The sequence below is a fragment of the Leminorella grimontii genome, from assembly GCF_039789245.1.
GTDB lineage: Bacteria > Pseudomonadota > Gammaproteobacteria > Enterobacterales > Enterobacteriaceae > Leminorella > Leminorella grimontii.
The window spans coordinates 1,758,250-1,782,203 of record NZ_CP146357.1 but is presented as its reverse complement, the minus strand read 5'-3'; the positions used below and the strand labels follow the sequence as shown (position 1 = coordinate 1,782,203).

At 51.8% G+C, this 23,954-nt stretch carries 22 protein-coding genes; 9 read left to right on the top strand and 13 right to left on the bottom strand.

Translation table 11 applies throughout. From position 1 onward, the window contains the following. Nucleotides 1-180: 180 nt before the first annotated feature. Nucleotides 181-1,833, top strand: a complete 1,653-nt coding sequence (locus V8L73_RS08470) for a putative transporter (RefSeq protein ID WP_027273384.1) — start codon at nt 181-183, stop codon at nt 1,831-1,833. Nucleotides 1,834-1,874: 41 nt separating this feature from the next. Here the strand turns inward: V8L73_RS08470 and V8L73_RS08465 are convergent, their stop codons facing one another. Beyond that, nucleotides 1,875-2,363: a GNAT family N-acetyltransferase gene (locus V8L73_RS08465; protein WP_347254621.1), complete on the bottom strand. Its 489-nt coding sequence runs from the start codon at nt 2,361-2,363 to the stop codon at nt 1,875-1,877. Nucleotides 2,364-2,634: 271 nt separating this feature from the next. On the opposite strand from V8L73_RS08465, the gene V8L73_RS08460 reads away from it, so the two are divergent. Further along, nucleotides 2,635-3,417 (top strand): sulfite exporter TauE/SafE family protein, encoded by a 783-nt coding sequence (locus V8L73_RS08460; protein ID WP_347254808.1) that lies wholly within the window; start codon nt 2,635-2,637, stop codon nt 3,415-3,417. A 49-nt stretch (nt 3,418-3,466) separates the two neighbouring features. Here V8L73_RS08460 and V8L73_RS08455 read toward each other — a convergent pair whose 3' ends face one another. Continuing rightward, nucleotides 3,467-4,693, bottom strand: coding sequence for an RtcB family protein (locus tag V8L73_RS08455; RefSeq protein WP_347254620.1), 1,227 nt, complete (start codon nt 4,691-4,693; stop codon nt 3,467-3,469). 419 nt (nt 4,694-5,112) lie between these two features. Between V8L73_RS08455 and eco the strand changes: the two genes are divergently transcribed. Next, on the top strand, nt 5,113-5,601 hold the full coding sequence (eco, locus tag V8L73_RS08450) for a serine protease inhibitor ecotin (RefSeq protein WP_027273388.1): 489 nt from the start codon (nt 5,113-5,115) through the stop codon (nt 5,599-5,601). 60 nt (nt 5,602-5,661) lie between these two features. Here the strand turns inward: eco and V8L73_RS08445 are convergent, their stop codons facing one another. From V8L73_RS08445 to V8L73_RS08435, 3 genes are read right to left on the bottom strand one after another with little or no spacing between them, the layout of a single operon-like run. Beyond that, nucleotides 5,662-7,821, bottom strand: a complete 2,160-nt coding sequence (locus tag V8L73_RS08445) for a polysaccharide biosynthesis tyrosine autokinase (protein WP_347254619.1) — start codon at nt 7,819-7,821, stop codon at nt 5,662-5,664. After that, the gene (locus V8L73_RS08440; protein ID WP_347254617.1) at nt 7,793-8,275 is read right to left on the bottom strand and encodes a protein tyrosine phosphatase; all 483 of its coding nucleotides are present in this window, start codon (nt 8,273-8,275) and stop codon (nt 7,793-7,795) included. The genes V8L73_RS08445 and V8L73_RS08440 overlap by 29 nt, the downstream gene beginning before the upstream one ends. Next, nucleotides 8,272-9,438, bottom strand: coding sequence for a polysaccharide export protein (locus V8L73_RS08435; RefSeq protein WP_347254616.1), 1,167 nt, complete (start codon nt 9,436-9,438; stop codon nt 8,272-8,274). Before V8L73_RS08435 ends, V8L73_RS08440 begins: the two co-directional genes overlap by 4 nt. A gap of 823 nt (nt 9,439-10,261) precedes the next feature. On the opposite strand from V8L73_RS08435, the gene dauA reads away from it, so the two are divergent. Then, nucleotides 10,262-11,953, top strand: coding sequence for a C4-dicarboxylic acid transporter DauA (gene dauA, locus V8L73_RS08430; protein ID WP_347254615.1), 1,692 nt, complete (start codon nt 10,262-10,264; stop codon nt 11,951-11,953). A 90-nt stretch (nt 11,954-12,043) separates the two neighbouring features. Here the strand turns inward: dauA and V8L73_RS08425 are convergent, their stop codons facing one another. The 7 genes from V8L73_RS08425 to hemA all read right to left on the bottom strand — a co-directional run bounded on the left by V8L73_RS08425 (nt 12,044) and on the right by hemA (nt 18,108). After that, nucleotides 12,044-12,427, bottom strand: a complete 384-nt coding sequence (locus V8L73_RS08425) for a DUF1090 domain-containing protein (RefSeq protein WP_347254614.1) — start codon at nt 12,425-12,427, stop codon at nt 12,044-12,046. A gap of 264 nt (nt 12,428-12,691) precedes the next feature. Next, nucleotides 12,692-13,546, bottom strand: coding sequence for a 3-deoxy-8-phosphooctulonate synthase (kdsA, locus tag V8L73_RS08420; RefSeq protein WP_027273393.1), 855 nt, complete (start codon nt 13,544-13,546; stop codon nt 12,692-12,694). Between the two features lie 70 nt (nt 13,547-13,616). Beyond that, the gene (gene sirB1 / locus V8L73_RS08415) at nt 13,617-14,441 is read right to left on the bottom strand and encodes an invasion regulator SirB1 (protein WP_261831088.1); all 825 of its coding nucleotides are present in this window, start codon (nt 14,439-14,441) and stop codon (nt 13,617-13,619) included. Beyond that, complete coding sequence (locus tag V8L73_RS08410) at nt 14,438-14,830, bottom strand: SirB2 family protein (RefSeq protein ID WP_347254613.1); 393 nt, start codon at nt 14,828-14,830, stop codon at nt 14,438-14,440. Before V8L73_RS08410 ends, sirB1 begins: the two co-directional genes overlap by 4 nt. A 50-nt stretch (nt 14,831-14,880) precedes the next feature. Beyond that, the gene (prmC, locus tag V8L73_RS08405) at nt 14,881-15,717 is read right to left on the bottom strand and encodes a peptide chain release factor N(5)-glutamine methyltransferase (protein WP_347254612.1); all 837 of its coding nucleotides are present in this window, start codon (nt 15,715-15,717) and stop codon (nt 14,881-14,883) included. 7 nt (nt 15,718-15,724) lie between these two features. Then, nucleotides 15,725-16,810, bottom strand: coding sequence for a peptide chain release factor 1 (gene prfA, locus V8L73_RS08400; RefSeq protein WP_347254611.1), 1,086 nt, complete (start codon nt 16,808-16,810; stop codon nt 15,725-15,727). 35 nt (nt 16,811-16,845) lie between these two features. Further along, nucleotides 16,846-18,108 carry a glutamyl-tRNA reductase gene (hemA, locus tag V8L73_RS08395; RefSeq protein WP_261831090.1) on the bottom strand — a complete coding sequence of 421 codons (1,263 nt, stop codon included), beginning with the start codon at nt 18,106-18,108 and terminating at the stop codon, nt 16,846-16,848. Between the two features lie 264 nt (nt 18,109-18,372). On the opposite strand from hemA, the gene lolB reads away from it, so the two are divergent. From lolB to prs, 3 genes are all read left to right on the top strand, one after another. Next, nucleotides 18,373-18,990, top strand: coding sequence for a lipoprotein insertase outer membrane protein LolB (gene lolB / locus V8L73_RS08390; RefSeq protein WP_347254807.1), 618 nt, complete (start codon nt 18,373-18,375; stop codon nt 18,988-18,990). After that, nucleotides 18,987-19,829 (top strand): 4-(cytidine 5'-diphospho)-2-C-methyl-D-erythritol kinase, encoded by an 843-nt coding sequence (gene ispE, locus V8L73_RS08385; RefSeq protein WP_347254610.1) that lies wholly within the window; start codon nt 18,987-18,989, stop codon nt 19,827-19,829. The genes lolB and ispE overlap by 4 nt, the downstream gene beginning before the upstream one ends. 136 nt (nt 19,830-19,965) lie before the next feature. Next, nucleotides 19,966-20,913, top strand: a complete 948-nt coding sequence (gene prs / locus V8L73_RS08380) for a ribose-phosphate diphosphokinase (RefSeq protein ID WP_027273401.1) — start codon at nt 19,966-19,968, stop codon at nt 20,911-20,913. A 143-nt stretch (nt 20,914-21,056) separates the two neighbouring features. On the opposite strand, the gene ychH is transcribed toward prs, so the two are convergent. Then, a complete protein-coding gene (gene ychH / locus V8L73_RS08375; protein ID WP_027273402.1) occupies nt 21,057-21,329 on the bottom strand; it encodes a stress-induced protein YchH in 273 nt (90 codons plus the stop codon). A gap of 302 nt (nt 21,330-21,631) precedes the next feature. On the opposite strand from ychH, the gene pth reads away from it, so the two are divergent. Together pth and V8L73_RS08365 are read left to right on the top strand one after the other, a co-directional pair. Next, entirely contained in the window at nt 21,632-22,222 is a 591-nt protein-coding gene (gene pth / locus V8L73_RS08370) for an aminoacyl-tRNA hydrolase (protein WP_027273403.1), read from the top strand. A gap of 1,136 nt (nt 22,223-23,358) precedes the next feature. After that, nucleotides 23,359-23,919 (top strand): hypothetical protein, encoded by a 561-nt coding sequence (locus V8L73_RS08365; RefSeq protein ID WP_027273404.1) that lies wholly within the window; start codon nt 23,359-23,361, stop codon nt 23,917-23,919. The last annotated feature ends 35 nt before the right edge of the window (nt 23,920-23,954 follow it).

Sequence of the window (23,954 nt, the reverse complement as noted above, 5' to 3'; positions counted from 1 at the left end):
CTCTCTCCTGCCGCCTTCATTTCGACGAAGGAATCACAAATTTAATATGCCTTTTCTTTATGATGAATGAGCCCATCGCTAAGGCTATCGTTGCGAATCAGTGCGAGCGTCGAACCGATGGCGTTTATCGACAATCTCGACAAGCCTCTGGGCAAAGGCTTCTCGGCAAGGATAGAAACGATGAGTGATATAGCTCTGACGGTCAGTCTACTGGCTTTGGTTGCCGTTGTTGGCCTATGGGTAGGCAACTGGAAGGTTCGCGGCGTTGGGTTAGGCATAGGCGGCGTGCTGTTTGGCGGGATCGCGGTAGGCCACTTCAGCCACGTTTATCACATCTCTTTGAATGAAAACATGCTGCACTTCATTCAGGAATTTGGACTCATTCTCTTTGTTTACTCCATCGGCATTCAGGTCGGCCCTGGGTTCTTTTCCTCTTTGCGCCGTTCCGGCATGAGGCTAAACGCCTTCGCCTGCCTTCTGGTTCTGACCGGCGGTCTGGTTACCGCCGCGCTGCATAAAATCTTCGCCATTCCTTTGCCGATTGTGTTAGGCATTTTTTCCGGCGCCGTGACCAATACCCCTTCACTCGGCGCCGGGCAGCAGGTTTTATCCGATCTGAGCGCGCCGGCCGAACTTGTTAATCAAATGGGTATGGCCTATGCCATGGCCTATCCGTTCGGCATTTGCGGCATTTTGTTAGCCATGTGGATTATTCGCCTGGCGTTTCGCATCAACGTCGATAAAGAAGCCAAGGCATTTGACCAAATTTCCGGCGCGGCGGCCGATAATCTGCAAACGATGAATATTCAGGTATGCAATACGAACCTGGTCGGTATGCAGCTGCAGGATATTCCTATCGTTAATGAAGAAGGGGTCGTTTGCTCCCGCCTAAAGCGCGAAAATCTGCTGATGGTGCCTTCAGCGACAACGACGATAGAAATGGGCGACCTGCTGCATTTAGTCGGCGATCGCCACCTGCTCAATCAGGCGAAGCTGCTAATCGGCACGGAGGTCGACGTCGCGCTGTCGACCCGAACTCGGGATCTGCAAATGGCCCGCGTCGTGGTCACCAGCGAAAAGGTGATGGGAAAAAAGATTGCCGATTTAAACCTGCACCGCTACGACGTAGTTATTACTCGGCTCAATCGGGCCGGCGTTGAGCTGGTGGCAAGCAGAAGCCTGTCTCTGCACTTTGGCGACATTCTTAACCTGGTCGGCAAGCCATCGTCAATAGATACCGTCGCCGATCTCGTCGGCAACGCTCAGCAGCGCCTGCAGCAGGTGCAAATGCTGCCGGTTTTCATCGGCATTGGCCTTGGCGTACTGCTGGGCTCGATACCCTTGTTCATTCCCGGCTTCCCCGCCGCCCTTCGGCTAGGGCTGGCCGGTGGCCCGCTGGTAGTAGCGCTTATTCTTGGACGTATCGGCACCCTTGGGAAAATGCACTGGTTTATGCCGCCCAGCGCCAACCTGGCCTTAAGGGAGCTTGGGATCGTACTGTTTCTTTCCGTCGTAGGGTTTAAGTCCGGCGCCAGCTTTATCAGCACGCTGCTAAACGGCGACGGCGTTATCTGGATGGGGTACGGCGCCTTAATCACGATAGTCCCGCTGTTGGTCGTCGGGCTGCTGGCCTATGCGGTAGCGAAAATGAACTATTTAACTATCTGCGGCCTGCTCGCCGGCTCGATGACAGACCCGCCGGCGCTGGCGTTCGCTAACGGAATGCATCCCACCAGCGGAGCTGCGGCGCTTTCTTATGCGACGGTGTATCCGCTGGCGATGTTCTTACGCATTATGTCGCCACAGCTTCTGGCGCTCATTTTCTGGATCTAGGCGGCGTCTCGCCGAACGTCAGCGCCGGGTGGCGATAAGCGTCACTCGGCGAGTTTTTTCTGCCAAAATATCGCCTGCCCCATTTCCGGATCCAGTTCATAGCCGCTAAAACCAAACTTGCGGTAGCTGCTTTGGGCGCCGAGGTTGCCCTGTAGTACTTCTAAGGTCATTTTGCAGCACCCTCGCTCTTTGGCGATGCTTTCAACCTTGGTCAACATGCGTTGAGCAATCCCCAATCCCCTGTAAGCGGCGTCAACCGTCACGTCGTGGATATTCACCAGCGGACGAGCGGCGAAGGTAGAGAAGCCCATAAAGCAGTTAATGAGCCCGGCAGGCTTTCCTCCTACGTAGGCCATTACGCTAAAAGCATGAGGCAGCCTTGACAGCTCTGTCGCCAGCCGCGATTTGACGTCGTCCTCCAGCGCTTCGCCTCCGCCCATAGGATCTTTCGCATAGCCATCCAAAAGCGCTATCAGATCTTCCGCCTGCCCGGCGTTGTTATAATCTACCAATATCACTTCTACGTTCATTACTGTCTTCCTATAGCGCGGTGAAAGCGCATCACTATAGCAAAGCCATTCCGTCGCGTCTCGCTTGGGGCTATGCCTCACTCATTTTCTTAACGATGAGCGCTTAGCGCGTGCGCGCCCTTCTTCCTTAATACAAATAGGGGTAATATGGCAGTGTTTTAAACCGACGGTTTCCAATAAAAAAGCCCGCCATGAAAATACGGTTCAATATAGTAGACGCAGAAAAAAGATCGGCTCAAGCTTGGAAGGGAAATGCGCAATGACGCTGCTACTGGCGCTGTTAACCAAGCTGCTGATAGGCGCGCTGCTAGGGCTGGTCATCACCACGACCGGCGTCGGCGGAGGAATTCTGGTTTTACCCGTACTGACCTGGATGTTCGGCATGGACACGCTGAGCGCCGTGGCAACCGCAAACCTGATGTCGATGCTGATGAAGCTTTCATCAAGCTGGGTACACTTCCGATTGGGCAATATTCCGCTAAAACCTTCAATGGTGATATTGCTTATCATGCTGCCTAGCACGCTGTTGGCAAGCTACGGCATTACCCTGCTCGCCGACGTTGACGCATGGTACGCCCACGTTCAATGGGGAATCAATTCGCTGGTCGTTATCGCCATCGCCCTTTCGCTTTTTATCTTCTGCACCCGGCTGTTCCACCCTGACCGGATGGCCGTTCAAAGCGCGCGCCAGCCGGGCAGCCTGAGTCAGTTCATCGTCCCCGGAACCTGTGCGGGCATAACGATTGGCGCAACGGGCGTCGGCGGCGGCGTCGTCATGCTCCCGCTGCTAATGAGGTTTGCCCGTATGGACATTAAGCGCTCGATAGGCACGTCGGTCTTCGTCACGATGCTGCTGTCCGGTGCGTCGGCCTTTGCCTACGGCCAGGGCGGCTATACCGATGTACAGCTGGCGCTGATATTGAGCGTGGGCTCCATTCTCAGCCTGCCCCTGGCCCGCTATCTCTTAAAAACCGTATCGGAAAAAACGTTCCAATGGGTCACTTTTGCCTTTATCGTGACCAGCGCCGCAACGATGCTTTATCGCATGATATAAAAATGCGGCGAGCCTTCGCCCGCCGCGCGTCTTTTAGGCTTTTGTTCCTTTAGCCTTTTACGCAAACCACCTGCTTTAGCGTATGAACAATCTCAACCAGCTCGGACTGTGCCGCCATCACGGCGTCGATGTCCTTATAGGCCATTGGGATTTCGTCAATCACGTCAAGATCCTTACGGCACTCCACGCCCACCGTCGCCTCAATCTGATCTTCCAGCGAGAAGCGGCGTTTTGCCTCCGTACGGCTCATGGTTCGCCCCGCGCCGTGGCTGCATGAACAGAAGGACTCCGGGTTTCCCTTTCCGCGAACGATAAAGGACCGAGCCCCCATAGAGCCGGGAATAATTCCCAATTCTCCCGCCTTAGCGCTCACCGCGCCTTTACGGGTTACCAGCACGTCCTGACCAAAGTGATGCTCTTTCTGTACGTAGTTATGGTGGCAGTTCACCGCTTCCATTTCTAACGTAAACGGCTTGGCAATCACCGCTCTCACCGCGGCAATCACGCTGTTCATCATGGCTTCGCGGTTCAGGCGAGCAAAGCGCTGCGCCCAGTCGACGGCAAACACGTAGTCGTCGTAGTGCTCGCTTCCCTCGACCAGATAGGCGAGATCCTGATGGGGAAGATTAATGAAGTGGCGCTGCATGTCCTTTTTAGCCAGTTCAATAAACACGTTGCCGATAGCGTTTCCTACGCCGCGCGATCCCGAATGCAGCATAATCCACACCGCCTGATTCTCATCCAGGCAGACTTCAATAAAGTGGTTGCCGGTTCCCAGCGTTCCCAAGTGAACGCGGTGGTTACTGTTGCGAAGCTTGGGGTACTTATCGACGATTCGCTGGAAGTCCGGGTCCAGCCCGGCCCAAATCTTATCTATCGCATCGGGTACGTTACCCCACGCTCCCCGATCGCGCTTGGTACGCGTCAGAGTACGCCCGTGCGGCACGGCCTTTTCAATGGCGTCACGCAGTGCGGCCAGGCTGTCCGGCAGGTCGCTGGCGTGAAGCGAGGTCTTCGCCGCCATCATACCGCAGCCGATATCCACCCCCACCGCGGCGGGAATAATGGCGCCGACGGTCGGAATAACGGACCCAATCGTGGAGCCTTTTCCCAAGTGTACGTCGGGCATCACGGCAATATGTTTAAACACAAACGGCATTTTGGCCGTATTTTCTAGCTGACGCTTCGCCTCTTCTTCAACGGGAACGCCCTTGGTCCACATTTTTACCGGACGTCCGTGTTCTACGTTGATAACATCAATAGCGGGTTTCATCATTTTTCCTTTTATTTATTATCGCATCGGTTACGCATTCCCTTAACCAACGCTTTAAGATCAAGCAAGGTGGATTTTTCCCTCACTCAATATGCAGCGACGTACTAGGTGACCTTTGTCCTCTATCGGTACGCTCTGCGGACGCTTTATCCTATAGCCATAATCGTGCCAATTCCGGCCAATGAAAACCAATCAATTGATTTGTAAATTATTTTAATTTAATAACCACAAGCACTAAGAGCTACCCCAGCAGATTAGCTACTGGATTTTTATCTTTTTAGATAACTTTATATCTTTTTGTATATGCTCATTATCACCCTACTCGCCCCATATTTACACTACCTGAAAAAACCCGCGTAGAATCCAACGCTTTCTGCACCTATAATAGCCTTCGTTGTTTACCCGTTATAAGGAAAGAGAAAATGAATACACGGCTTCCGGCCATCGCCCTGGCGTTGAGCATCGCCAGCCCCTTGGCTCTTGCGGCGTCAAAAACGCCTGCGCTTAGCGAAGTTGCGCCCTATCCCGATGCACAAAAGGGCCAAACCCGTTACGCCATTTTTCTTCCGGAAATGAAGCACGAAAACGGCTTGAAGGTTGAGCTGCTTATCGGTAAAGAAATGGACGTTGACTGTAACCGTCACGCCCTCGGCGGTAAGCTTGAGTCAAAAGATCTCAAGGGTTGGGGATATAGTTACTACGTCGTTAATGACGTCAAAGGCCCCGTTGCCACAATGATGGCTTGCCCGGATGGGGTAAAGCATAAAGAATTCGTTACTATCCCTCTTGGCAGCGATCTCATTAGCTATAACAGCAAGCTGCCCATCGTCGTTTATGTGCCCAAGGACATCGACGTTCGCTATCGCGTTTGGTCCGCTGAAGTCGCCGTTACGCCTGCCGAGGTGAAGTAACTCCTCTGCGGCGACTGCTCCTATGGACAGTCGCCGCATTTATGATGGCAAGGCGACGGCCTAATTCGCATTCACACTATAGCTGTATTTGTAATAGTCGCTTTTTTTCTTGATAACGCCGTTCAAAATTATTCCTTTCACCTCAACGCCGCTTTGAGTAAGTCGACCAATGCCGGCTTCAACCTCTTTTATCGTATTTACGCCAAAACGCGCCACCAGCAGCGTTGTTCCCGCGAATCGCCCGATAATGGCCGAATCCGTTACCGGCAAAACGGGCGGGGTATCGACGATGACGATGTCATAGCGTTCGCCAACCTGCCGCAATAAGCTCTCAAGACCGCCGAGCATAAGAAGCTCTGACGGATTCGGCGGCGTTTGCCCGCGAGAAATAAAGTCAAATCCTCCGGGCTCAATGTGCTGTAGTACCGCATCCAGCGCGCACTTCCCCGACAGAACGTCAGAAAGCCCCACGCCATTGCCCACGTTGAAGAGAGTATGCGCATATCCTTTCCTCATGTCGGCATCAATATAGAGTACTTTTTTTCCCGCTAATGCTACGCTCGCTGCCAGGTTGCTGCTAATGAACGTCTTGCCGCACTCCGGCGTTAAGCCAGAAATCATCAGCACGCCGTTGCGCGCCTCTATCATGGCAAAATGAAGGCTGGTGCGTAATCCACGAATAGCCTCAATGGAAAGATCCAAGGGGTGAGTCGCGGCCAACAGGCCCCGAGGCGGTAAGTTGCCCACCTTTGCTTTTCGCATAAACCATCGATGACGGCGCGGCGCTTTCTTTTTTACTATGTCAGAGAAAGGAACGCTGGCATACACGTTAATCCCCCTTTCCTCTAGCTGCTCCGGCGACTCAATCCCCTTATTCAAAACCATGCGCATCAAGACAATGCCAGCGGAAACGACCAGCCCCATGATAAATCCAAGCGCGACCACTAAAGCCTTCTTGGGCCGTATCGGCGCCGGGTAGGATAAGGCGGAATCAATAATCCTCACGTTACCAATCGCGCTGGATTTAGCGATATTGAGTTCCTGTTGGCGCTTTAGCAGCTGCATGTAAATAGCGCGCCCCGACTCTACGTCCCGGCTTAGGCGTAACACCTCCTGCTGCGTCGCCGGCATGGCGGAAACGCGCTCATTCAGCCTCTGTTTTTCCTGCTCCAGCGTCAGCTTTTTTTCCATCAGCGACTTATAGGCCGGATGGTTCTTTTTATAGAGCTGCGCTATTTCCGCTTCGCGAAAGGTCAACTCGTTGAGCTGATTTTCAATGTTTACCGTCTGGGCCAGAACTGACTGCGCCTCCAGATTCAGGTCAACGGAGTCCTTCTGCTGTCGATATTGGTTGAGCTTATCCTCGGCCGCATCGAGCTCGCTGCGCACTCTGGGCAGCTGCTGCTGTAAAAAACTCAGGCTTTTCGAGTCTCTCGCGGCCTGGCGGGCGATGCTCTGAGTCAGATAGTTATCCATAATGCTGTTAAGGATAGTTTCGATCCGGCCCGGCTCTTCCCCCGTCAATGCCAGCTGCAGCATTCCGCTGTCTTTCCCTCGATCGGTAACGACAAACTGTTGCTGAAGCCGATGGATAGCCTCCTGGCGGGTCAAGTACGCAACGTTAAAGACCGTACTTTCCTGAACGTCGATAGAAGCAACGTTAATGCCGACGTCGCCGCTTTCCACAAGCTCACCGACGCGCCCTTCCAGCTCGACGCCGTTAAACCGCAGGCGATAGCTACCTTTTTGCTCAGCGTTCACGTCAATCTTGAGCACGGACTCCTGCTCATCAGGCAGCCTCAAATAGCTTACGCTCAGCGTTCCCGCACGTTTCCCCATAAGCTTCGCCCAGCCTTTACCCCATAGAGGGAAATAGTCCGGCCTCACCTCGTAGCGCAGGTTAAGGTCGTCTACCGTTTGGCCCAGAATCATTCTGGACTGCAGGATCTGAATATCCGGCGCGGCGGAAACCTGCCCGTCGGAAAACATCTGGTTAAGGTTTTTAAGAATTACGCTGTCCTGCCTTTGTTCCACCTGAACCAGCGCATCCGCTCGATAAACGGGCGTGGCCATCAACGCGTACAAAACGGAACCAGCGACGAAAACTGCCGTAACACAAAGGATAAGAACCCAACGCTCCGCCAGCGTCGCAATCAGAGCGACGAGGTCAATTTCCTGTGAAAAGGGAGGCTCAGGCCTGGTGGTCGCTTCGGTTGACATAATCAACATCTACCTTTCTATATCCAAGTTTATTACTCCAGCGTTCGCCGGCGCTGTCGAGCAAGCGATACACATAGTGGAAAGCCTCTCGGTCACGGCGGAAGGGATCCGGTATATCCCTTTTGTCCACCCACTGTGAAAAAAGCAGCGTTCTCCCCCTCGCCTCCGGAGCGGTATCGCTTATGGCCTCAATATGCCGCCTCTCCATCACTAGAATAAGGTCATAGTCCCTAATCAGCCTCGGCGTTAACTGTCGGGCAAAGTGCCCTTCGAGGGACAGCCCATACTCTTGGGCAACGCTCAACGCCTGAGGATCTGCTGGGAAGTCAGCCATGGCGGCGATACCTGCTGAAGCAATAAACTTGCCCGGAAGGCGGCGGCGCAAAAGCCGTTCGCCAATAGGCGAGCGACAAACGTTTCCTGTACAGACCACCAATACAGAATCAAATGTCATTGTGGCCAGTTCCTAATCATGCGCGCGGCTTCAGAGAGATCGTGAATGCCGGTAATCGTTGGCACCAGTTGGGTGATAACGCGATTCCAGCGCACGATTGGAGCGGCGGTAACAAAGACGACGTCGTAAGGCTTTAGATAAAACTCCGTAGCCATGATCATGGCCGCAGCGTCTTTGGCATCAAGCTGGTAGATACTGGCGATCTTTCCCTCTTCGTCGCCTTTAAGCTGGCGTATAACAAAAATGCCCGACGCGTCGGAAAGCGACTGAGAAATCCCCTGAGCGTTGCCGATGGCCTCCGCCAGCGTCATACCGCTGCGGTCCATTTTCATGGTGGTCTGCTTACCGACTTCTCCCATAACGAACACTTTCTGGTCATCGTTACGCGGAACAAACAGGATATCGCCGGGATAAAGCAGGCGATTTTGAGTCAAATCGCCTTTTTGCATTAGCGCGTGCAGAGAAATAACCGAATCCTGTCCGTCGTGCGTCAGCACGACGTTGCGCCAGTCGGCATCTTCCGCCAGCCCTCCGGCTGCGTTAATCGCATCCATAACCGTGAGCGGGATATTGGTGATGGGCTGCTGCCCCGATTTGGCAACCTCTCCCGTTACGTAAGCCTTCTGGGAGCGAAATGCCGCAATGCTGACGTCAACCTGAGGGTTTTCAATAAACTTGGACAGGCGCGTCGTCAGCACCGTGCGAACTTCGCCGATCGTTTTTCCAGCCACCTTCACCAACCCGGCATAGGGATAAAAAATGGTGCCGTCCTCATTTACCCAGTTCCCCGTATCGCTGGCGCTGCGGTACTGACCGGCCGGAGTGGTGAGTTCAGGGTGATCCCAAACCGTTACCATAAGCACGTCGCCAACGCCGATTTGATATCGATAACGGCTTAACAAACCGTCCAAATCAGGGTTTTGGCGAGATATAATCGGTTCAGGCCGTAACGCTTCTATAACGTCAGGAGTAATGGAATATACGCTAATCAGATTTTTCCAGTCATATTCTTCATTCGGCTCCTCCGCCGAATGGCTTAATTCCTGGCCGGGCGTAACGGTGCAAGCGTTTAAGAAAAGAATAAATATAGTTACGTAAAAGAATTTTACTATCCCATGTTTGTTGCTTACTGACTTATTAAAGATAAGAAAAACTTTATCCATACATAGCTTCTCAACAACCATTAACCAATTTTAATTAACAGGGTTATTTTCAACGGCGTTATTAATAATCAAAGTATCATTTAATAACGGATGTGGATAGAGGCATTTATCTGAAGGTAATCCTAAGGATCTACCTTCCTCAATAATAATTTAATAGAGATAGTATAAATAGCTAAGCGCCAGCCTATGCACACTGCCGCTAAATGCCCAAGGCCAAAGCGTTACAAGAGCCCTCCTGTTAAAAGCCGCTCTCACTTGCATTGGCTTACACAAGGTCCCCGTCGTCATGAAAAACGCACTACTTATTCACTCATTGGAAACTTTAATTTAATCACGAACCGTCAAAAAATAGAGAGATAGAGAAATAGGAAATAAAGAAACTCAGCATAATAATAGATAATTATTGCTTAGAATAACCAAAAGTTTTCAAAGTAATCATAATAAAATATTTATATAACCACTAAATCGTCAACGGGTTATTACACCTATTATTTAATCATAGGCAAACTGAATTTCACTATTATCCATCGATAATAATTAGATAACCGTCCTGCTATTTATTATTGACCTTGTACCAACACGCCATCCGCCTTAATTATTTAATGAAATGTTAAAAAGAAACAAAATGACCACTCACTCGCCGCCCGTTTTTAACACTCTTTTTTCCGCATAAAAGCAGTACAACTCTACATAGACATTGACAAATAAATTGATATATCACCATGCAAGAGGCTATTAAAGAGAGTATGGTATCGGGGTTAAATTACGACGGGCGATTAAGTCCCGCCATTTTTTATTTTTGAGATGGTTAGGTTATCCCCAGATGAAAACGCATGGAATGAACGGCGTTCGGCCGTTTAGTGCATTAATTGACGCCTGTTGGCGCGATCCCTATACAATTCAACGTTTTTTCAAAGACATTATCGCCGGCATTACCGTCGGCATTATTGCAATCCCCTTGGCTATGGCGCTGGCAATCGCCAGCGGCGTTCCCCCGCAGTACGGGCTGTATACCTCTGCGGTTGCCGGCATAATTATCGCCGTCACGGGGGGCTCTCGCTATAGCGTGTCCGGACCTACGGCCGCCTTTGTCGTGATCCTCTATCCCGTATCACAGCAGTTTGGCCTGTCTGGGTTGCTTATCGCCACGCTGATGTCCGGCGTTTTCCTTATTATTATGGGGCTCGCTCGCGTCGGGCGGCTCATTGAGTATATCCCTATTTCCGTTACGCTGGGATTTACCTCCGGTATCGGTATCACCATCGCGACGATGCAGATAAAGGACTTTTTCGGGCTCACGGTAGACGTTCCCGAACACTATGTCGATAAAGTCATCGCTCTGGCATCGGCGCTCCCGACTATCAGCTGGGCCGATACGCTTATCGCCAGCGTCACGCTGGCCATTCTGATTTTGTGGCCAAGATTGGGGCTGCGCGTTCCTGGGCATCTTCCCGCTCTGCTGGCCGGCACCGCCGTCATGGCCATTCTTTCATGGGCCGGCTATTCCGTCGCTACCATTGGCTCGAAGTTTCACTACCTGATGCCGGACGGCTCCAGCGGTCAGGGGATCCCTCCCATCCTGCCCCAGTTCGTTCTGCCTTGGAACTTCCCCGACGCCTCCGGCCAGCCCTTCGTGCTGAACTGGTCTACGATTTCCGCCCTGCTGCCTGCCGCTTTTTCAATGGCGATGCTTGGCGCCATTGAATCTCTGCTGTGCGCCGTCGTTCTTGACGGCATGACGGGCAGAAAACACCACTCAAACAGCGAACTGTTAGGGCAAGGGCTAGGCAACATCGCGGCGCCCTTCTTCGGCGGCATCACGGCTACTGCTGCAATAGCGCGTTCCGCCGCCAACGTCCGCGCTGGCGCCACCTCCCCCATTTCGGCCGTCGTACACTCGGTTTTAGTGATTTTGGCGCTGCTGGTGCTGGCGCCGGCGCTTTCCTATCTGCCGTTGGCCGCGATGTCATCCCTGCTGCTGCTGGTGGCCTGGAACATGAGTGAAGCGCACAAGGTGGTTGATATCCTAAGGCGCGCGCCGAAAGACGACATCATCGTTATGCTTTTATGCATGTCGCTCACGGTACTGTTTGATATGGTAATCGCTATCACCGTTGGTATCGTGCTCGCCTCGCTTTTATTTATGAGACGCATCGCCCGCATGACGCGCTTGACCGAAATTAAAGGCGGCAGCGACGATAGCTGCATCGCGATGCGCGTAAGCGGCCCGCTGTTCTTCGCCGCGGCGGAGCGCATTTTTAACGAATTGACTCAACGTTTAGACGGTCAAAAGACGATTGTTTTACAGTGGGATGCCGTACCGGTTTTGGATGCCGGCGGCCTTAACGCACTACAGCGTTTCATTGACGTTCTGCCGGAAGGCGTTGAGCTGATTAACTGCGATATTCAGTATCAGCCGCTCAAAACGCTGGCAAGGGCGAAGATTAAGCCTGTCGACGGGCGGCTTTCATTCTATTCATCTTTGGATGAAGCGCTGGCGGCGGCTAAGCGATAAGCTCGAAATAACCCTGTATCAACGGCAGGGCGGCCTATAGCCGACGCTATGATTGTCCATATGCCCCGTTTTTCCTACGGGGCTTTCTATTTACAGCAGGCTCAATGCTTCATCGAGCTCAGCTTCCGCTTCTTTTAATTTACGCGTTTTATTGGCTACCTTCTCCGGCTTGCCGGACGCCTGGGCTTCAGCCAGTTCAGCCCGGCGCTCTGCGACCTTACGCTCCTTGTTTGCAACCTTTTCCTCTTGATTTACGCGGTATTCACCGCTATTGCAGTGAGCCTCTACGTTACGCATCGCGCGCTCCAGCCCCGCCAGGCGGTACGGATTGTTATACTGCCGGGCATACTCCATCTGCTGAGCGATCTTCTCTTTCTTTATTTGACAGTGGTCTTTACCTTCGTAGTGACTTCCCGCAACGACGGCGGCTGATGAAGCCATAAGCGGTAAAATTAAAATAAATTTCTTAAACATAATGCTCTCCCTAAGCATAAATCGCATTCTCAAATATCGAGAACGCCGGCATCTTATCATGCAAAAATAACCACACAATCGGAGGAAACATTACGTAACATATCCTGAAAGATTCCTGATGATATAGATAAAAAACATATAAATCATGTAATTATAAATATTATTGTTATTTGAAATAATATTAAATCAAAAGCGTTTTATCCCTATTGAAATAAAAAAGGGAGCTCGGTTGGCTCCCTTGATGGTTATTAACGGTATTTCACATTAACAGCTGGTGTCCAGCTCATCGAAACTTTTAACCAGGTCGTCAATCGCCTTTATTTGCTTAAGGAACGGTTCCAGTTTATTCAGCGGCAACGCCGACGGACCGTCACACTTAGCGTGGGCCGGATCCGGATGGGCCTCGATAAACAGGCCCGCCAGGCCAACCGCCATTCCCGCACGGGCCAGCTCCGTCACCTGCGCGCGACGCCCGCCGGAAGCGGCGCCGAACGGATCGCGGCACTGTAGCGCGTGGGTCACGTCAAAGATAACCGGACTGTTGCCGCTCACCTGCTTCATCACGTTAAAACCCAGCATGTCTACAACCAGGTTGTCATAGCCAAAGTTGCTGCCGCGATCGCACAGGATAATCTTGTCGTTGCCGCCTTCTTTAAACTTGTCGACGATGTTGCCAACCTGACCCGGGCTGACGAACTGGGGCTTTTTAACGTTAATCACGGCGCCCGTACGCGCCATAGCTTCAACCAAATCCGTCTGGCGAGCCAGAAACGCGGGCAGCTGAATGACGTCGACCACGTCCGCTACCGGCTGAGCCTGTGCAGATTCATGAACGTCAGTGATGACCTTAACGCCGAACGTCTGCTTAAGCTCCTGGAAAATTTTCATTCCCTCTTCCAGGCCCGGGCCGCGATAAGAGTGAATTGATGAGCGATTGGCCTTATCGAAGGAGGCCTTAAAGACGTAGGGAATGCCGAGTTTTTGCGTTACGGTCACGTAGTGTTCGCAAATGCGCATCGCCAAATCCCGAGACTCCAATACGTTCATGCCGCCAAACAGAACGAACGGTAGATCGTTCGCAACCTTAATCTCGCCAATATTCACTACTTTCTGATTCATTCGGTAGGTTCCTTAGTTATTAATCAACGTTATGCCGCAGCTATGCCGCCGGGCTGCGCCTCATTATTTATTAATGGAGCGTGATGTTGCCGTTGTTCGTCTGCTCAATACTGCTGAGCTGCATTTTAATCACTTCCGTCACCGGATCTTCCGGGCACTGTTCGATGAAATAGTTCAAATCGCGAGCGGCAATGTGATTGCAGTCCAACTGTGCGTAAATCAACCCGCGATCGCGAATTTCATAAGGATCTTCCGGATCAAAGCTCAGCGTCAGCTCACTCGCTCTCAATGCCAATTCGGGCCGGTTTTCCTGCATCAGCGCGCCCTTCAGCGTTCCCAACAGCTTAATGACGATTTGACTGTTTTCCGAATCGTTCAGGTCGTCATAGGCCAGCTTTGCGTCGATGCCAAGATGCCCTTTGAGCCAAATGTCTAAAACGTGACAGGTTAACGTTTCGCCATTAAGCGGATTAATCACCCAGCTATCGCCGTCCAGCCAGTCGGCCTTCACCAGCAGCTGCGTCGGAAACATGACGGGGAAAAGGGGAATTTCCAGGCTGTTGGCAATGTAAATGAGGATAGTCCCCAGCGAAGACGGCGCGCCGCACCGCGTTTTTAGTACGTGGTCTAACCAAAGCGTTTCTGACAGGCGATAAACGCCCTTGGCGGACCCGAAATCCCACGTGTGGTAAAACAGATCCAAAAGCCTTTCAAGCCGGAGATCGACGTCGAGATTTTCCGGTATGCGAACCCGGGCCTGAGCTGCCAAGGCATCCAGCTCGCGGCGCACTTCATCTTCCGGAAAGTCATCGCGAATAAGCCGCGTAATAAGGCAAATTCCGTCCAGCAAGGCGTGGCTGTTAAATTCAAAATCGGTAATGTTGTCGCGACTCATGCATACTCCATGATTAACGGCAATTTGGTCACTGCCAGGGCTACAATGAAATAAACAACAAGCAGCGCGGCCATAAAGGCCGTCACGCGCAGCGCTTGGCCCATTGTACGCCGACTCAACGCAATATGCCCTAAGCCAATGTAGATTATCACGCCGACAAGCTTTTCAGTCATCCACGTTCCCTGCGGCGTAAACGGATAAAAGTGGGTAATAAAAATCAGCGCAATTCCGGTAATAAACAGCACCGTATCGTTAACGTGGGGAAGAACTTTTACCCACTTACGCGCAAGCAGCGCCGATCCCCTCCATCGCCAGTAGAAACGCAGAGCGAACATGGCAATGCTAACGATGGCTGTCGCAACGTGTAGCCATTTAACCCACAGGTACATAAATGCGTCTCCGCTAAACGGCCGGCCGCAGCAAGCCGCCTTAGAATGTGTTAATGACTGAACCAGCGCCCGAGCGTAACGCGATCGTTACCGCCGTAGTCCTGATGCGTTGCGATAAGATCAAATCCCCGCTGCTTAAACAGCGTTCTTACCTTTTCTCCCTGCTCCCAGCCGTGTTCTACCAAAAGCCATCCCCCCTGCTTGAGGTAATCGGGCGCGTTCTGAACAATCCACAGCAAGTCCGCCAGGCCGTCCTGCTCCGCCACCAGCGCGCTGCTGGGCTCAAAGCGTACGTCGCCCTGCTGAAGGTGAGGGTCGTTTCTGTCGATATAGGGAGGATTGCTGACGATAGCATCAAAATAGCATTCGCTAAGCGGCTCAAACCAGTTTCCCTGAACAAAATGAACGTTATCAATACCCAAACGTTCTGCATTGTCCTGCGCCAGCGCGATGGCGGCGGGTTGAAGATCGATGCCGGTGACGGAACTGTCCGGACGTTCACTGCCCAAAGCCAGAGCGATCGCGCCGGTCCCGGTCCCGAGATCGAGAATATCGCACTCCACCGTAGGAAGATGTTCCAAAGTCAGTTCAACCAACCTTTCCGTATCGGGCCTGGGAATAAGCGTTGCAGGCGACACGTTCAGCATAAGGGACCAAAACTCTCTCGAACCCACCAGGTAGGCTATCGGCTCTCCGGCTATTCTACGCACGAGCAGGCTTTCCAACTGGCTCAATGCCGTTGGCTCAATCGCCGTTTCGCTGAACGCCATCAGAAACGTTCTCGTTTTACCCGTAACGAAGCCGAGGATAATTTCTGCATCCCGTTTCGGGCTATCGCCGCCCTTCAGCCGGGCGATAGCCTGTTCCAGCCATTGATTAAAAGTCATAGCGGGATTAGGCGTCCTGCTCGGACAGCGCCGCCAGCTGATCGGCTTGATATTCCTGAACGATAGGCTGAATCAACATATCAAGCTTGCCTTCCATCACTTCGTCGAGGCGATAGAGGGTCAGATTGATTCGGTGATCGGTCACCCGTCCCTGTGGGAAGTTATAGGTTCTGATACGATCGGAACGGTCGCCTGAACCCAGCAGGTTGCGGCGCGTGGACGCCTCTTCCGACTGACGCTTTTGCATTTCCGCCTGACGAATTCGCGCTCCCAGCACCGACAGCGCTTTGGCCTTGTTTTTATGCTGCGAGCGCTCGTCCTGACATTCGACGACGATGCCGGTCGGCAAGTGGGTGATTCGGATGGCGGAATCGGTGGTATTGACGTGCTGCCCGCCCGCGCCGGAGGAGCGGAAGGTGTCTATTTTCAAATCGGTCGGGTTGATTTCCGGCAGCTCCGCCTCTGGTACTTCAGGCATGATGGCGACCGTACAGGCCGACGTGTGAATGCGGCCCTGAGACTCCGTTTCCGGCACCCGCTGCACGCGGTGGCCGCCCGACTCGAACTTGAGGTGGCCGTATACGCCATCGCCGGAAACTTTTGCGATAACTTCTTTATAGCCGCCGTGTTCGCCGTCGTTGGCGCTCATCACCTCGATGCGCCAGCGCCGAGCTTCCGCATAGCGGCTGTACATTCTAAACAAATCGCCGGCAAAAATAGCCGCCTCGTCGCCGCCGGTTCCGGCGCGCACTTCCAGAAAGCAGTTGCGCTCGTCGTCCGGATCTTTTGGCAGCAGCAGAACCTGAAGCTGCTGCTCGAGTTCTTCAAGCTGACGCTGCCCTTCGTCTATCTCTTCCTGAGCCATCTCTTTCATTTCGGGGTCAGTCAGCATGAGTTCTGCTGCGCTCAGATCTTCCTGAACTTTACGCCACTGGCGAAAACAGGCGGTAACGTCCCCTAACTGGGCATACTCGCGAGAAAGTGCACGAAACCGTTCCTGATCGGCGATCACGGTCGCATCGCCTAAATGCGCCTGCACTTCTTCATGGCGCTCCTGTAAAGCTTCTAGTTTGGCAACTATAGAAGGTTTCATTCGTGGCTAAACCCTATGGTAAATATTGAAGGTCACTAATACTGGTCCAGCCCGAGGCTGTCGCGCAATACGTTTAACTGCTCAAGATCGCCGCTGCTGGCGGCTTTCTGAAGCGATTTGGTTGGTGCGTGGATAAGACGATTGGTTAATCGATGGGACAATGTCTCAATAGTGCTTTCTACGTCGGCGCCCTGGGCTATCGCGGTCAGAGCCTTTTCAACCAGCTCTTCGCGCACGCCTTCCGCCATCGCGCGGTAGTCTTTAATCGCCGTGACGGCCGACTGAGAACGCATCCAGGCCATAAAGTTGGCGCTTTCCTGCTTAACGATGTCTTCTGCCTGAACGGCCGCGGCCCGGCGCTGAGAAAGATTATGTTCGATAATGGAGTGCAAGTCGTCAACCGTATACAGATAGACGTTCGAAAGCTTGCCGACTTCCGGCTCAATGTCCCGAGGCACGGCGATATCAATAAACAGCATCGGCTGATTGCGGCGCGCTTTTAAAGAACGCTCCACCATGCCTTTACCGATTATCGGCAGCGGGCTCGCGGTCGAACTTATCACAATATCGGCTTTATACAGAGACGCATCGATTTCCGGCAGCGTGATGACGTCGGCCTCAACTTCATCGGCCAGCTGCTGCGCCCGCTCGCGAGTGCGGTTCGCTATCGTCATTTTCTTAACCTGATGCTCGCGCAGATAGCGGGCAACCAGCTCAATAGTCTCTCCCGCTCCCACAAGCAGAACGTTGACGTCGCGCATCGACTCAAAAATCTGGCGCGCCAGCGTACAGGCGGCAAAGGCGACGGAAACCGCGCTTGAACCAATTTCGGTTTCTGTCCTGACGCGCTTGGCGACGGAGAACGACTTCTGAAACAGGCGCTCAAGTTCGGTATTCAGCTTTTGATGTTCCTGCGATTCGGCAAAGGCCTTTTTTACCTGGCCTAAAATCTGCGGTTCACCTAACACTAAAGAATCCAACCCGCTGGCAACGCGCATCAGGTGGCTGACGGCGTCAAAGTCCTGGTGCCAGTAGAGGCTGCCCGCCAGCTCGTCCTTAGCCAGATGATGATATTGACACAGCCAGTGGGTTAGCTGAGAAAGCGCGTTGTCATCGGGCTCAACGCTTAAATACAGCTCGGTTCGGTTGCAGGTAGACAGCACGACGCCGCCCTGCACCAACGGCTGTTGGTGCAGGCTATCGAGCGCCTCGCCCAGCGTGTCCGGAGAAAACGAAATTCGTTCTCTTAAGGACACTGGCGCGGTTTTGTGATTGATTCCAAGTGCAAGAAGCGTCATGAACTGCCGTTTTTATTATATATCGACGGTCAAACCGTTATCTTAATGAGATATTCTACTTGATGCTGACTGTCAATAAAAGTCGCGCATTACCACGAAGGCAAATCGCAAAAAGCGGCGTAAAAAATGTAGCGCCGCCTGTTCATTCTATACTGCCTAAGTAAGATCGTCGTTGACGTTTGGCTCGCAGCCGATTAGCGTTACACCACTCTACCGCATAGAGGCGGTAATTCACCATCGACAGGATCTGACGACATCATGAAGATACCTTTACGAACTTCCTCGTTCATTAAGCTCATTCCGCTAGCCAGCGTGCTGCTGACCGCCTGTACGCTGACGGGCACTGGCGAGCAAAGCGGTGCGTCTCCCCTGTGGCAATCCCATGAACAGCAGGTCAAGGCCTTGACGCAGTACCAAACGCGCGGCGCTTTCGCCTATCTGACCGACAGCCAGAAGCTTTATGCGCGTTTCTTCTGGCAGCAGCAAACCCCCGAACAGTATCGACTGGTGTTAACCAATCCATTGGGAAATACCGTGATGGAGCTTAACGTTCAACCGGGGATGGTTCAACTGGTTGACGACAAGGGACAGCGCTACGTCAGCGATAATGCCGAAAAGATGATTTTCGAGCTAACCGGTATGACTATTCCTCTTGAAAACATGCGCCAGTGGATGATTGGCCTGCCCGCCGACGCTAAAGACCTCACCTTCACGCCAGAGGGGCAGCTAAAAAAGATTACGCTTGACCAAAACGGCCAACGTTGGACCGTGGAATATCGAAACTATGATACAAAAGCCCAACCGGCCCTCCCCGGTCTGATCGAAATTTCCCACGGCGATGAGCGCATTAAGCTGAAAATGGACGACTGGACGCGGCAATGATGAACAAGTGGCCCTCTCCCGCCAAGCTGAATCTGTTCCTATATATTACTGGCCGTCGCTCCGACGGCTATCATTCGCTGCAGACGCTGTTTCAGTTTTTAGACTATGGCGACACTCTGAACTTTAACGTTCGTCAGGACGGCCGCGTAAATTTGATGACGCCCATCGCCAACGTCCCTGACGACCAAAATCTGATAGTGCGCGCCGCCCGGCTGCTCCAGCGGCATACCGGCAGCGCTCTGGGAGCGGATATCTCCGTCGACAAGCGTCTGCCAATGGGTGGTGGCTTGGGTGGAGGATCGTCAAATGCGGCGACGGCGCTGGTCGCGCTTAATCACCTGTGGCGCTGCGGGCTGTCGCAGGATGAGCTTTGCCGAATCGGGCTGACGCTCGGCGCCGACGTGCCCATTTTTATCTACGGCCACGCCGCGTTTGCAGAGGGCGTCGGAGAACGCTTTACGCCGGTTGAGCCACAGGAAAAGTGGTATCTGGTCGCTCATCCTGGCGTAACTATCCCTACCGTAGCCATTTTTACCGACCCGGAGCTACAGAGGAATACGCCTGAAAGAGATCTCGAAACGCTGTTATCTTCGCCTTTTTTCAACGATTGTGAACCAATCGCAAGAAAAAGGTTCCCCGAGGTTGAACAGCTTATTTCTTGGCTGTTAGAATATGCGCCGTCACGCCTCACAGGGACAGGTGCTTGCGTATTTGCCGAGTTCGATACTGAAGCCGCCGCCCAACGCGTGTTACAACAAGCCCCTGAATGGTTGCACGGCTTTATTGCGCGAGGCGTTAACGTTTCGCCACTAGCGTCGTTCCTGTCAGGGCAAGAGTGAGCGCCGCGCTGATGCGGTAAACAAAGCTATTTGGAGTCGGCCCTGTTTACCGCATTTTGCGGTCTCAAATTTATCGTATACCGTCACCTATCCACGCTGTCGGTATCTTTCTGGATGCAAGCCTGAGGTTCTTCTCGTGCCTGACATGAAGCTCTTTGCTGGTAACGCTACGCCGGAACTAGCACAACGTGTAGCCAATCGTCTTTATACTTCTCTGGGTGACGCCGCTGTAGGCCGTTTTAGTGACGGTGAAGTGAGCGTTCAAATCAACGAAAACGTCCGCGGTGGTGATATTTTTATTATTCAATCCACCTGTGCGCCGACAAACGATAACCTGATGGAACTGGTCGTTATGGTCGACGCGCTGCGCCGCGCTTCTGCGGGGCGTATCACTGCGGTTATTCCTTACTTTGGCTACGCTCGTCAGGATCGTCGTGTACGTTCCGCCCGCGTGCCTATTACGGCCAAAGTCGTTGCGGATTTCCTTTCCAGCGTCGGCGTCGACCGCGTTTTAACCGTCGACCTGCACGCCGAGCAAATCCAGGGCTTCTTTGACGTTCCGGTTGATAACGTTTTCGGCAGCCCAATCCTGTTGGAAGATATGCTGCAGCAGAATCTGGAAAGCCCTATTGTCGTATCTCCGGACATCGGCGGCGTCGTTCGCGCTCGCGCTATCGCCAAGCTGCTTAACGATACCGACATGGCCATCATCGACAAGCGCCGCCCTCGCGCCAACGTCTCTCAGGTGATGCACATCATCGGCGACGTCAATGGCCGCGACTGCGTTCTGGTTGACGATATGATCGATACCGGTGGAACCCTGTGCAAAGCGGCTGAAGCCCTAAAAGAGCGCGGAGCCAAGCGCGTATTCGCCTACGCGACGCACCCGATCTTCTCCGGCAACGCCGTCGACAACATCAAGAACTCTGTGATTGATGAAGTCGTCGTTTGCGATACGATCCCGCTGTCAGCCGAAATCAAGGCTATCAACAAGGTTCGCTCGCTGACGCTTTCCGGCATGCTGGCTGAAGCCATTCGTCGCATTAGCAACGAAGAGTCCATTTCCGCCATGTTCGAACATTAATTTCGAACCTGCTGAAATGTAAAAACCCGGAAGCAAACGCTCCCGGGTTTTTTATTTGCAGAAATTAAAACGGAAAATCTCTTTTTCCGGCAAACTTTGCCTTTACGTTATCTTTCCGGTTCTCTGAGCCCTATCGCGCGAATTTACAGATGCTTATGGCGATAGCGACGGTTATCGTAGTGCTTAATCCACCAGTAGCGGTCGGCCACCTTCTCGCGCCCGCTAATGCGTGCGCCGACCAGCCAAATAAAGGCGCCGATAAAGATACCTGCGATGGGAAGGTTTGCTAAATCGCCTGACAGCAAGGCGATGTCTTTTACGTGAGAGACGATCGTCAGGCCCGCGCCACAAATCATGAAAATAAGGCCGAAGACCATAAAGATGTTACCTAGAATAACGAAGGTTTTCCGTTTCATAAGCTCCTCCACCAAGTGCTTGCTGAAGTAATTATTAAGCTGCTTACCTTTGCTATGAGTATAACAGCGGGGGGCAGTAAATGTGTGGGTGCGATCACAGCTCGGACATTAACACTTACAATTTCCTTACATTTCACAAAAAACCTGACGGTTCTTCAATATTCTCAACTTCATTCCTTAAGTCTGCGCCCAAACGCACTATTTTGTGATTCCCCCCAAGAACGGTAGAATAGTCCCCTACTCTGTTTTCAATTTTGGGCTAGCGCTAGAAAGCCCGATATGCGTTGATTTGGATACTGACTGTGAGCAGCATTAAACTGATTGTTGGCCTGGCGAACCCCGGTGCCGAATACGCCCAGACGCGACATAACGCCGGAGCCTGGTTCGTTGATTTATTGGCCGATCGCTATAACCAACCGCTAAAGGAAGAGCCCAAGTTTTTTGGTTATACTTCCCGCCTTAGCATTGGCGGCCAGGACGTTCGACTGTTGGTTCCCACCACCTTCATGAACCTGAGCGGTAAAGCCGTTGTCGCCATGGCAGGTTTCTTCCGCATTTCGCCTCAGGAAATTCTGGTTGCCCACGACGAGCTCGATCTCCCCCCCGGCGTCGCTAAACTTAAGCTAGGCGGCGGCAACGGTGGACATAACGGGCTAAAAGACATCGCCAATAAGCTAGGGAACAACCCCGATTTTTACCGTTTACGCATTGGTATCGGCCACCCTGGGGATAAAAACAAGGTCACAGGGTTTGTATTAGGAAAACCGCCGGCCTCAGAACAGTCGCTGATAGACGACGCCATCGACGAAGCCGTGCGCTGTACGGATATATTAATAAAAGAAGACGTCACTAAAGCGATGAACCGGCTCCATGCCTTTAAGGCCGGCGCATAGCGATAGCGCAGCCGTCAGTCCCGGCTGACGGTTTTCGCATCGCCCCCCTTGATGTTACGGTAAATTAGCACCACCTAGCGTGCGGCAACATTCTGATTTTTGAGTTAAAGCCATCAACGGTTTTCCGACTGCCAAAAATTCATCTTCCTCGATAGCTCGTGCGCCAATCTTTTCCAAAATCCCTCGTCGAAAGAGTGTTTATGCTAACGAGTCCCCCTCATTTGCTTGCATTCTCCTAACTGACGGTAATGCGCGCTTCCTCCGTGAACGTACACTCGTAGCCTGGCCTGTCGTTAACTCAATGAAAACATTAATATTGATAAAAATGTCATTACTAACCAAAATATATCTTTCTGTTATAATTTTTTAATAATTATGGAATGGCAAAAATTAAGTAAATAAAAATTAAAGGTTACAAAAAGGTATTTCCTCTCTCGATCATTTAGGAGAGAAAACAAAAACTCTTTTAATACAATAAATAAATATCAATTGCTTCACTAGTCTGATTAATCCATGTACTGTACATTAATCTCTACATTAGAAAACTTACCATACTCCCCAAAAAAAACGCATAGAGCCACATCAAACATGGTTTCTATCAGGCCTCGATAAAAGCATTGGAAAACGTTCCCCCCGAACTAACAATGAAAATAAATTACGTAAATTCAATTAATTATGTTTAAATTAATTAAAAAAAGAAATTGATATTTAACATAAAAGCAGAGGTAAGCTTAAGTTAACGAGCTAAATCACAACACTTATACTAAGTAAAAACACCTTCTCTCCCTCTTAGTTTCCTAGAGAAAAATACGCGCAACAACTCAGTAACCCTAATTTAATTTCAATCCACGCCTGAAGCCTAACTTATTTGTTACTATTCATAATAGGATGAGTTATTCGTACCCCCTTATGCACTATTTTTTCGCTCCCAGCATTGTGTCTCAACGCCCGTTGCGGTAAGCTGTGAGAAGTAAATCTATAATGGATGATAGATGAATATGCACGTACGCAGTGATGAAGTGCATAAATCGGATGGTGCACACGTGTGCAGTGATTTATGCCACCTGACCAGAATGTCATTAAAACACGCTCACAATATGAAGAAGGTTGAGGCCCAATCATATTGGCGTCGTTGCATGTTTTTCTTGGGCGCCAGCGCCGTCGTCACGCTTTTCTTTGGCATCGTCTTCTTTACTACGCCAACGCTGATAACCTACTTCATTGAAATGATCGTTTCCATCATGGGAATTACGATTTCTCACGCCTGGTATCGCGTTACGGCCAACAACATCCACTGGCATAAAAGCTGGTATGCGCACGTTAGAGGCCTTGAAAACCAGCTTGCATCCTGCACTAAAAAGCCCATAAGGATGATAAGCGGAATACAGGCGCCCCACAGCCTCAATGACTCATTCCTCCTTAACAGAATGCTCAACGTGGTCTTTTTCGTGTTCTGGTGCATTCTTCCCGTTATCTCGCTGCTGAAATTTTTCTACTACTTCGTTTACGTCAACGGCGTTTCCCTTTCGCTGGCTAACACCCTTTTTCTGTGCATACCTTTCCTTATTATGGTTTTCCTCTCTATCGCGCTTAACGTCTTTATGTGTATGTTCTCATCAAAAGATGATGCGGAGATCGACAACCGAGAACTCGATATCGCCCTACAGTATAAAAACGGCCAGAACCAACAGAACTGAACGCCCCGTTATGCCCTCCTTTTAGCCCTTTTCAA

Coding starts and splice junctions, on each gene's coding strand:
- V8L73_RS08470 (WP_027273384.1), top strand. CDS start 181: ATGAGTGATATAGCTCTGACGGTCAGTCTACTGGCTTTGGTTGCCGTT.
- V8L73_RS08465 (WP_347254621.1), bottom strand. CDS start 2,363: ATGAACGTAGAAGTGATATTGGTAGATTATAACAACGCCGGGCAGGCG.
- V8L73_RS08455 (WP_347254620.1), bottom strand. CDS start 4,693: ATGATGAAACCCGCTATTGATGTTATCAACGTAGAACACGGACGTCCG.
- eco (WP_027273388.1), top strand. CDS start 5,113: ATGAATACACGGCTTCCGGCCATCGCCCTGGCGTTGAGCATCGCCAGC.
- V8L73_RS08445 (WP_347254619.1), bottom strand. CDS start 7,821: ATGTCAACCGAAGCGACCACCAGGCCTGAGCCTCCCTTTTCACAGGAA.
- V8L73_RS08440 (WP_347254617.1), bottom strand. CDS start 8,275: ATGACATTTGATTCTGTATTGGTGGTCTGTACAGGAAACGTTTGTCGC.
- V8L73_RS08435 (WP_347254616.1), bottom strand. CDS start 9,438: ATGGATAAAGTTTTTCTTATCTTTAATAAGTCAGTAAGCAACAAACAT.
- dauA (WP_347254615.1), top strand. CDS start 10,262: ATGAAAACGCATGGAATGAACGGCGTTCGGCCGTTTAGTGCATTAATT.
- V8L73_RS08425 (WP_347254614.1), bottom strand. CDS start 12,427: ATGTTTAAGAAATTTATTTTAATTTTACCGCTTATGGCTTCATCAGCC.
- kdsA (WP_027273393.1), bottom strand. CDS start 13,546: ATGAATCAGAAAGTAGTGAATATTGGCGAGATTAAGGTTGCGAACGAT.
- sirB1 (WP_261831088.1), bottom strand. CDS start 14,441: ATGAGTCGCGACAACATTACCGATTTTGAATTTAACAGCCACGCCTTG.
- V8L73_RS08410 (WP_347254613.1), bottom strand. CDS start 14,830: ATGTACCTGTGGGTTAAATGGCTACACGTTGCGACAGCCATCGTTAGC.
- prmC (WP_347254612.1), bottom strand. CDS start 15,717: ATGACTTTTAATCAATGGCTGGAACAGGCTATCGCCCGGCTGAAGGGC.
- prfA (WP_347254611.1), bottom strand. CDS start 16,810: ATGAAACCTTCTATAGTTGCCAAACTAGAAGCTTTACAGGAGCGCCAT.
- hemA (WP_261831090.1), bottom strand. CDS start 18,108: ATGACGCTTCTTGCACTTGGAATCAATCACAAAACCGCGCCAGTGTCC.
- ispE (WP_347254610.1), top strand. CDS start 18,987: ATGATGAACAAGTGGCCCTCTCCCGCCAAGCTGAATCTGTTCCTATAT.
- ychH (WP_027273402.1), bottom strand. CDS start 21,329: ATGAAACGGAAAACCTTCGTTATTCTAGGTAACATCTTTATGGTCTTC.
- V8L73_RS08365 (WP_027273404.1), top strand. CDS start 23,359: ATGTTTTTCTTGGGCGCCAGCGCCGTCGTCACGCTTTTCTTTGGCATC.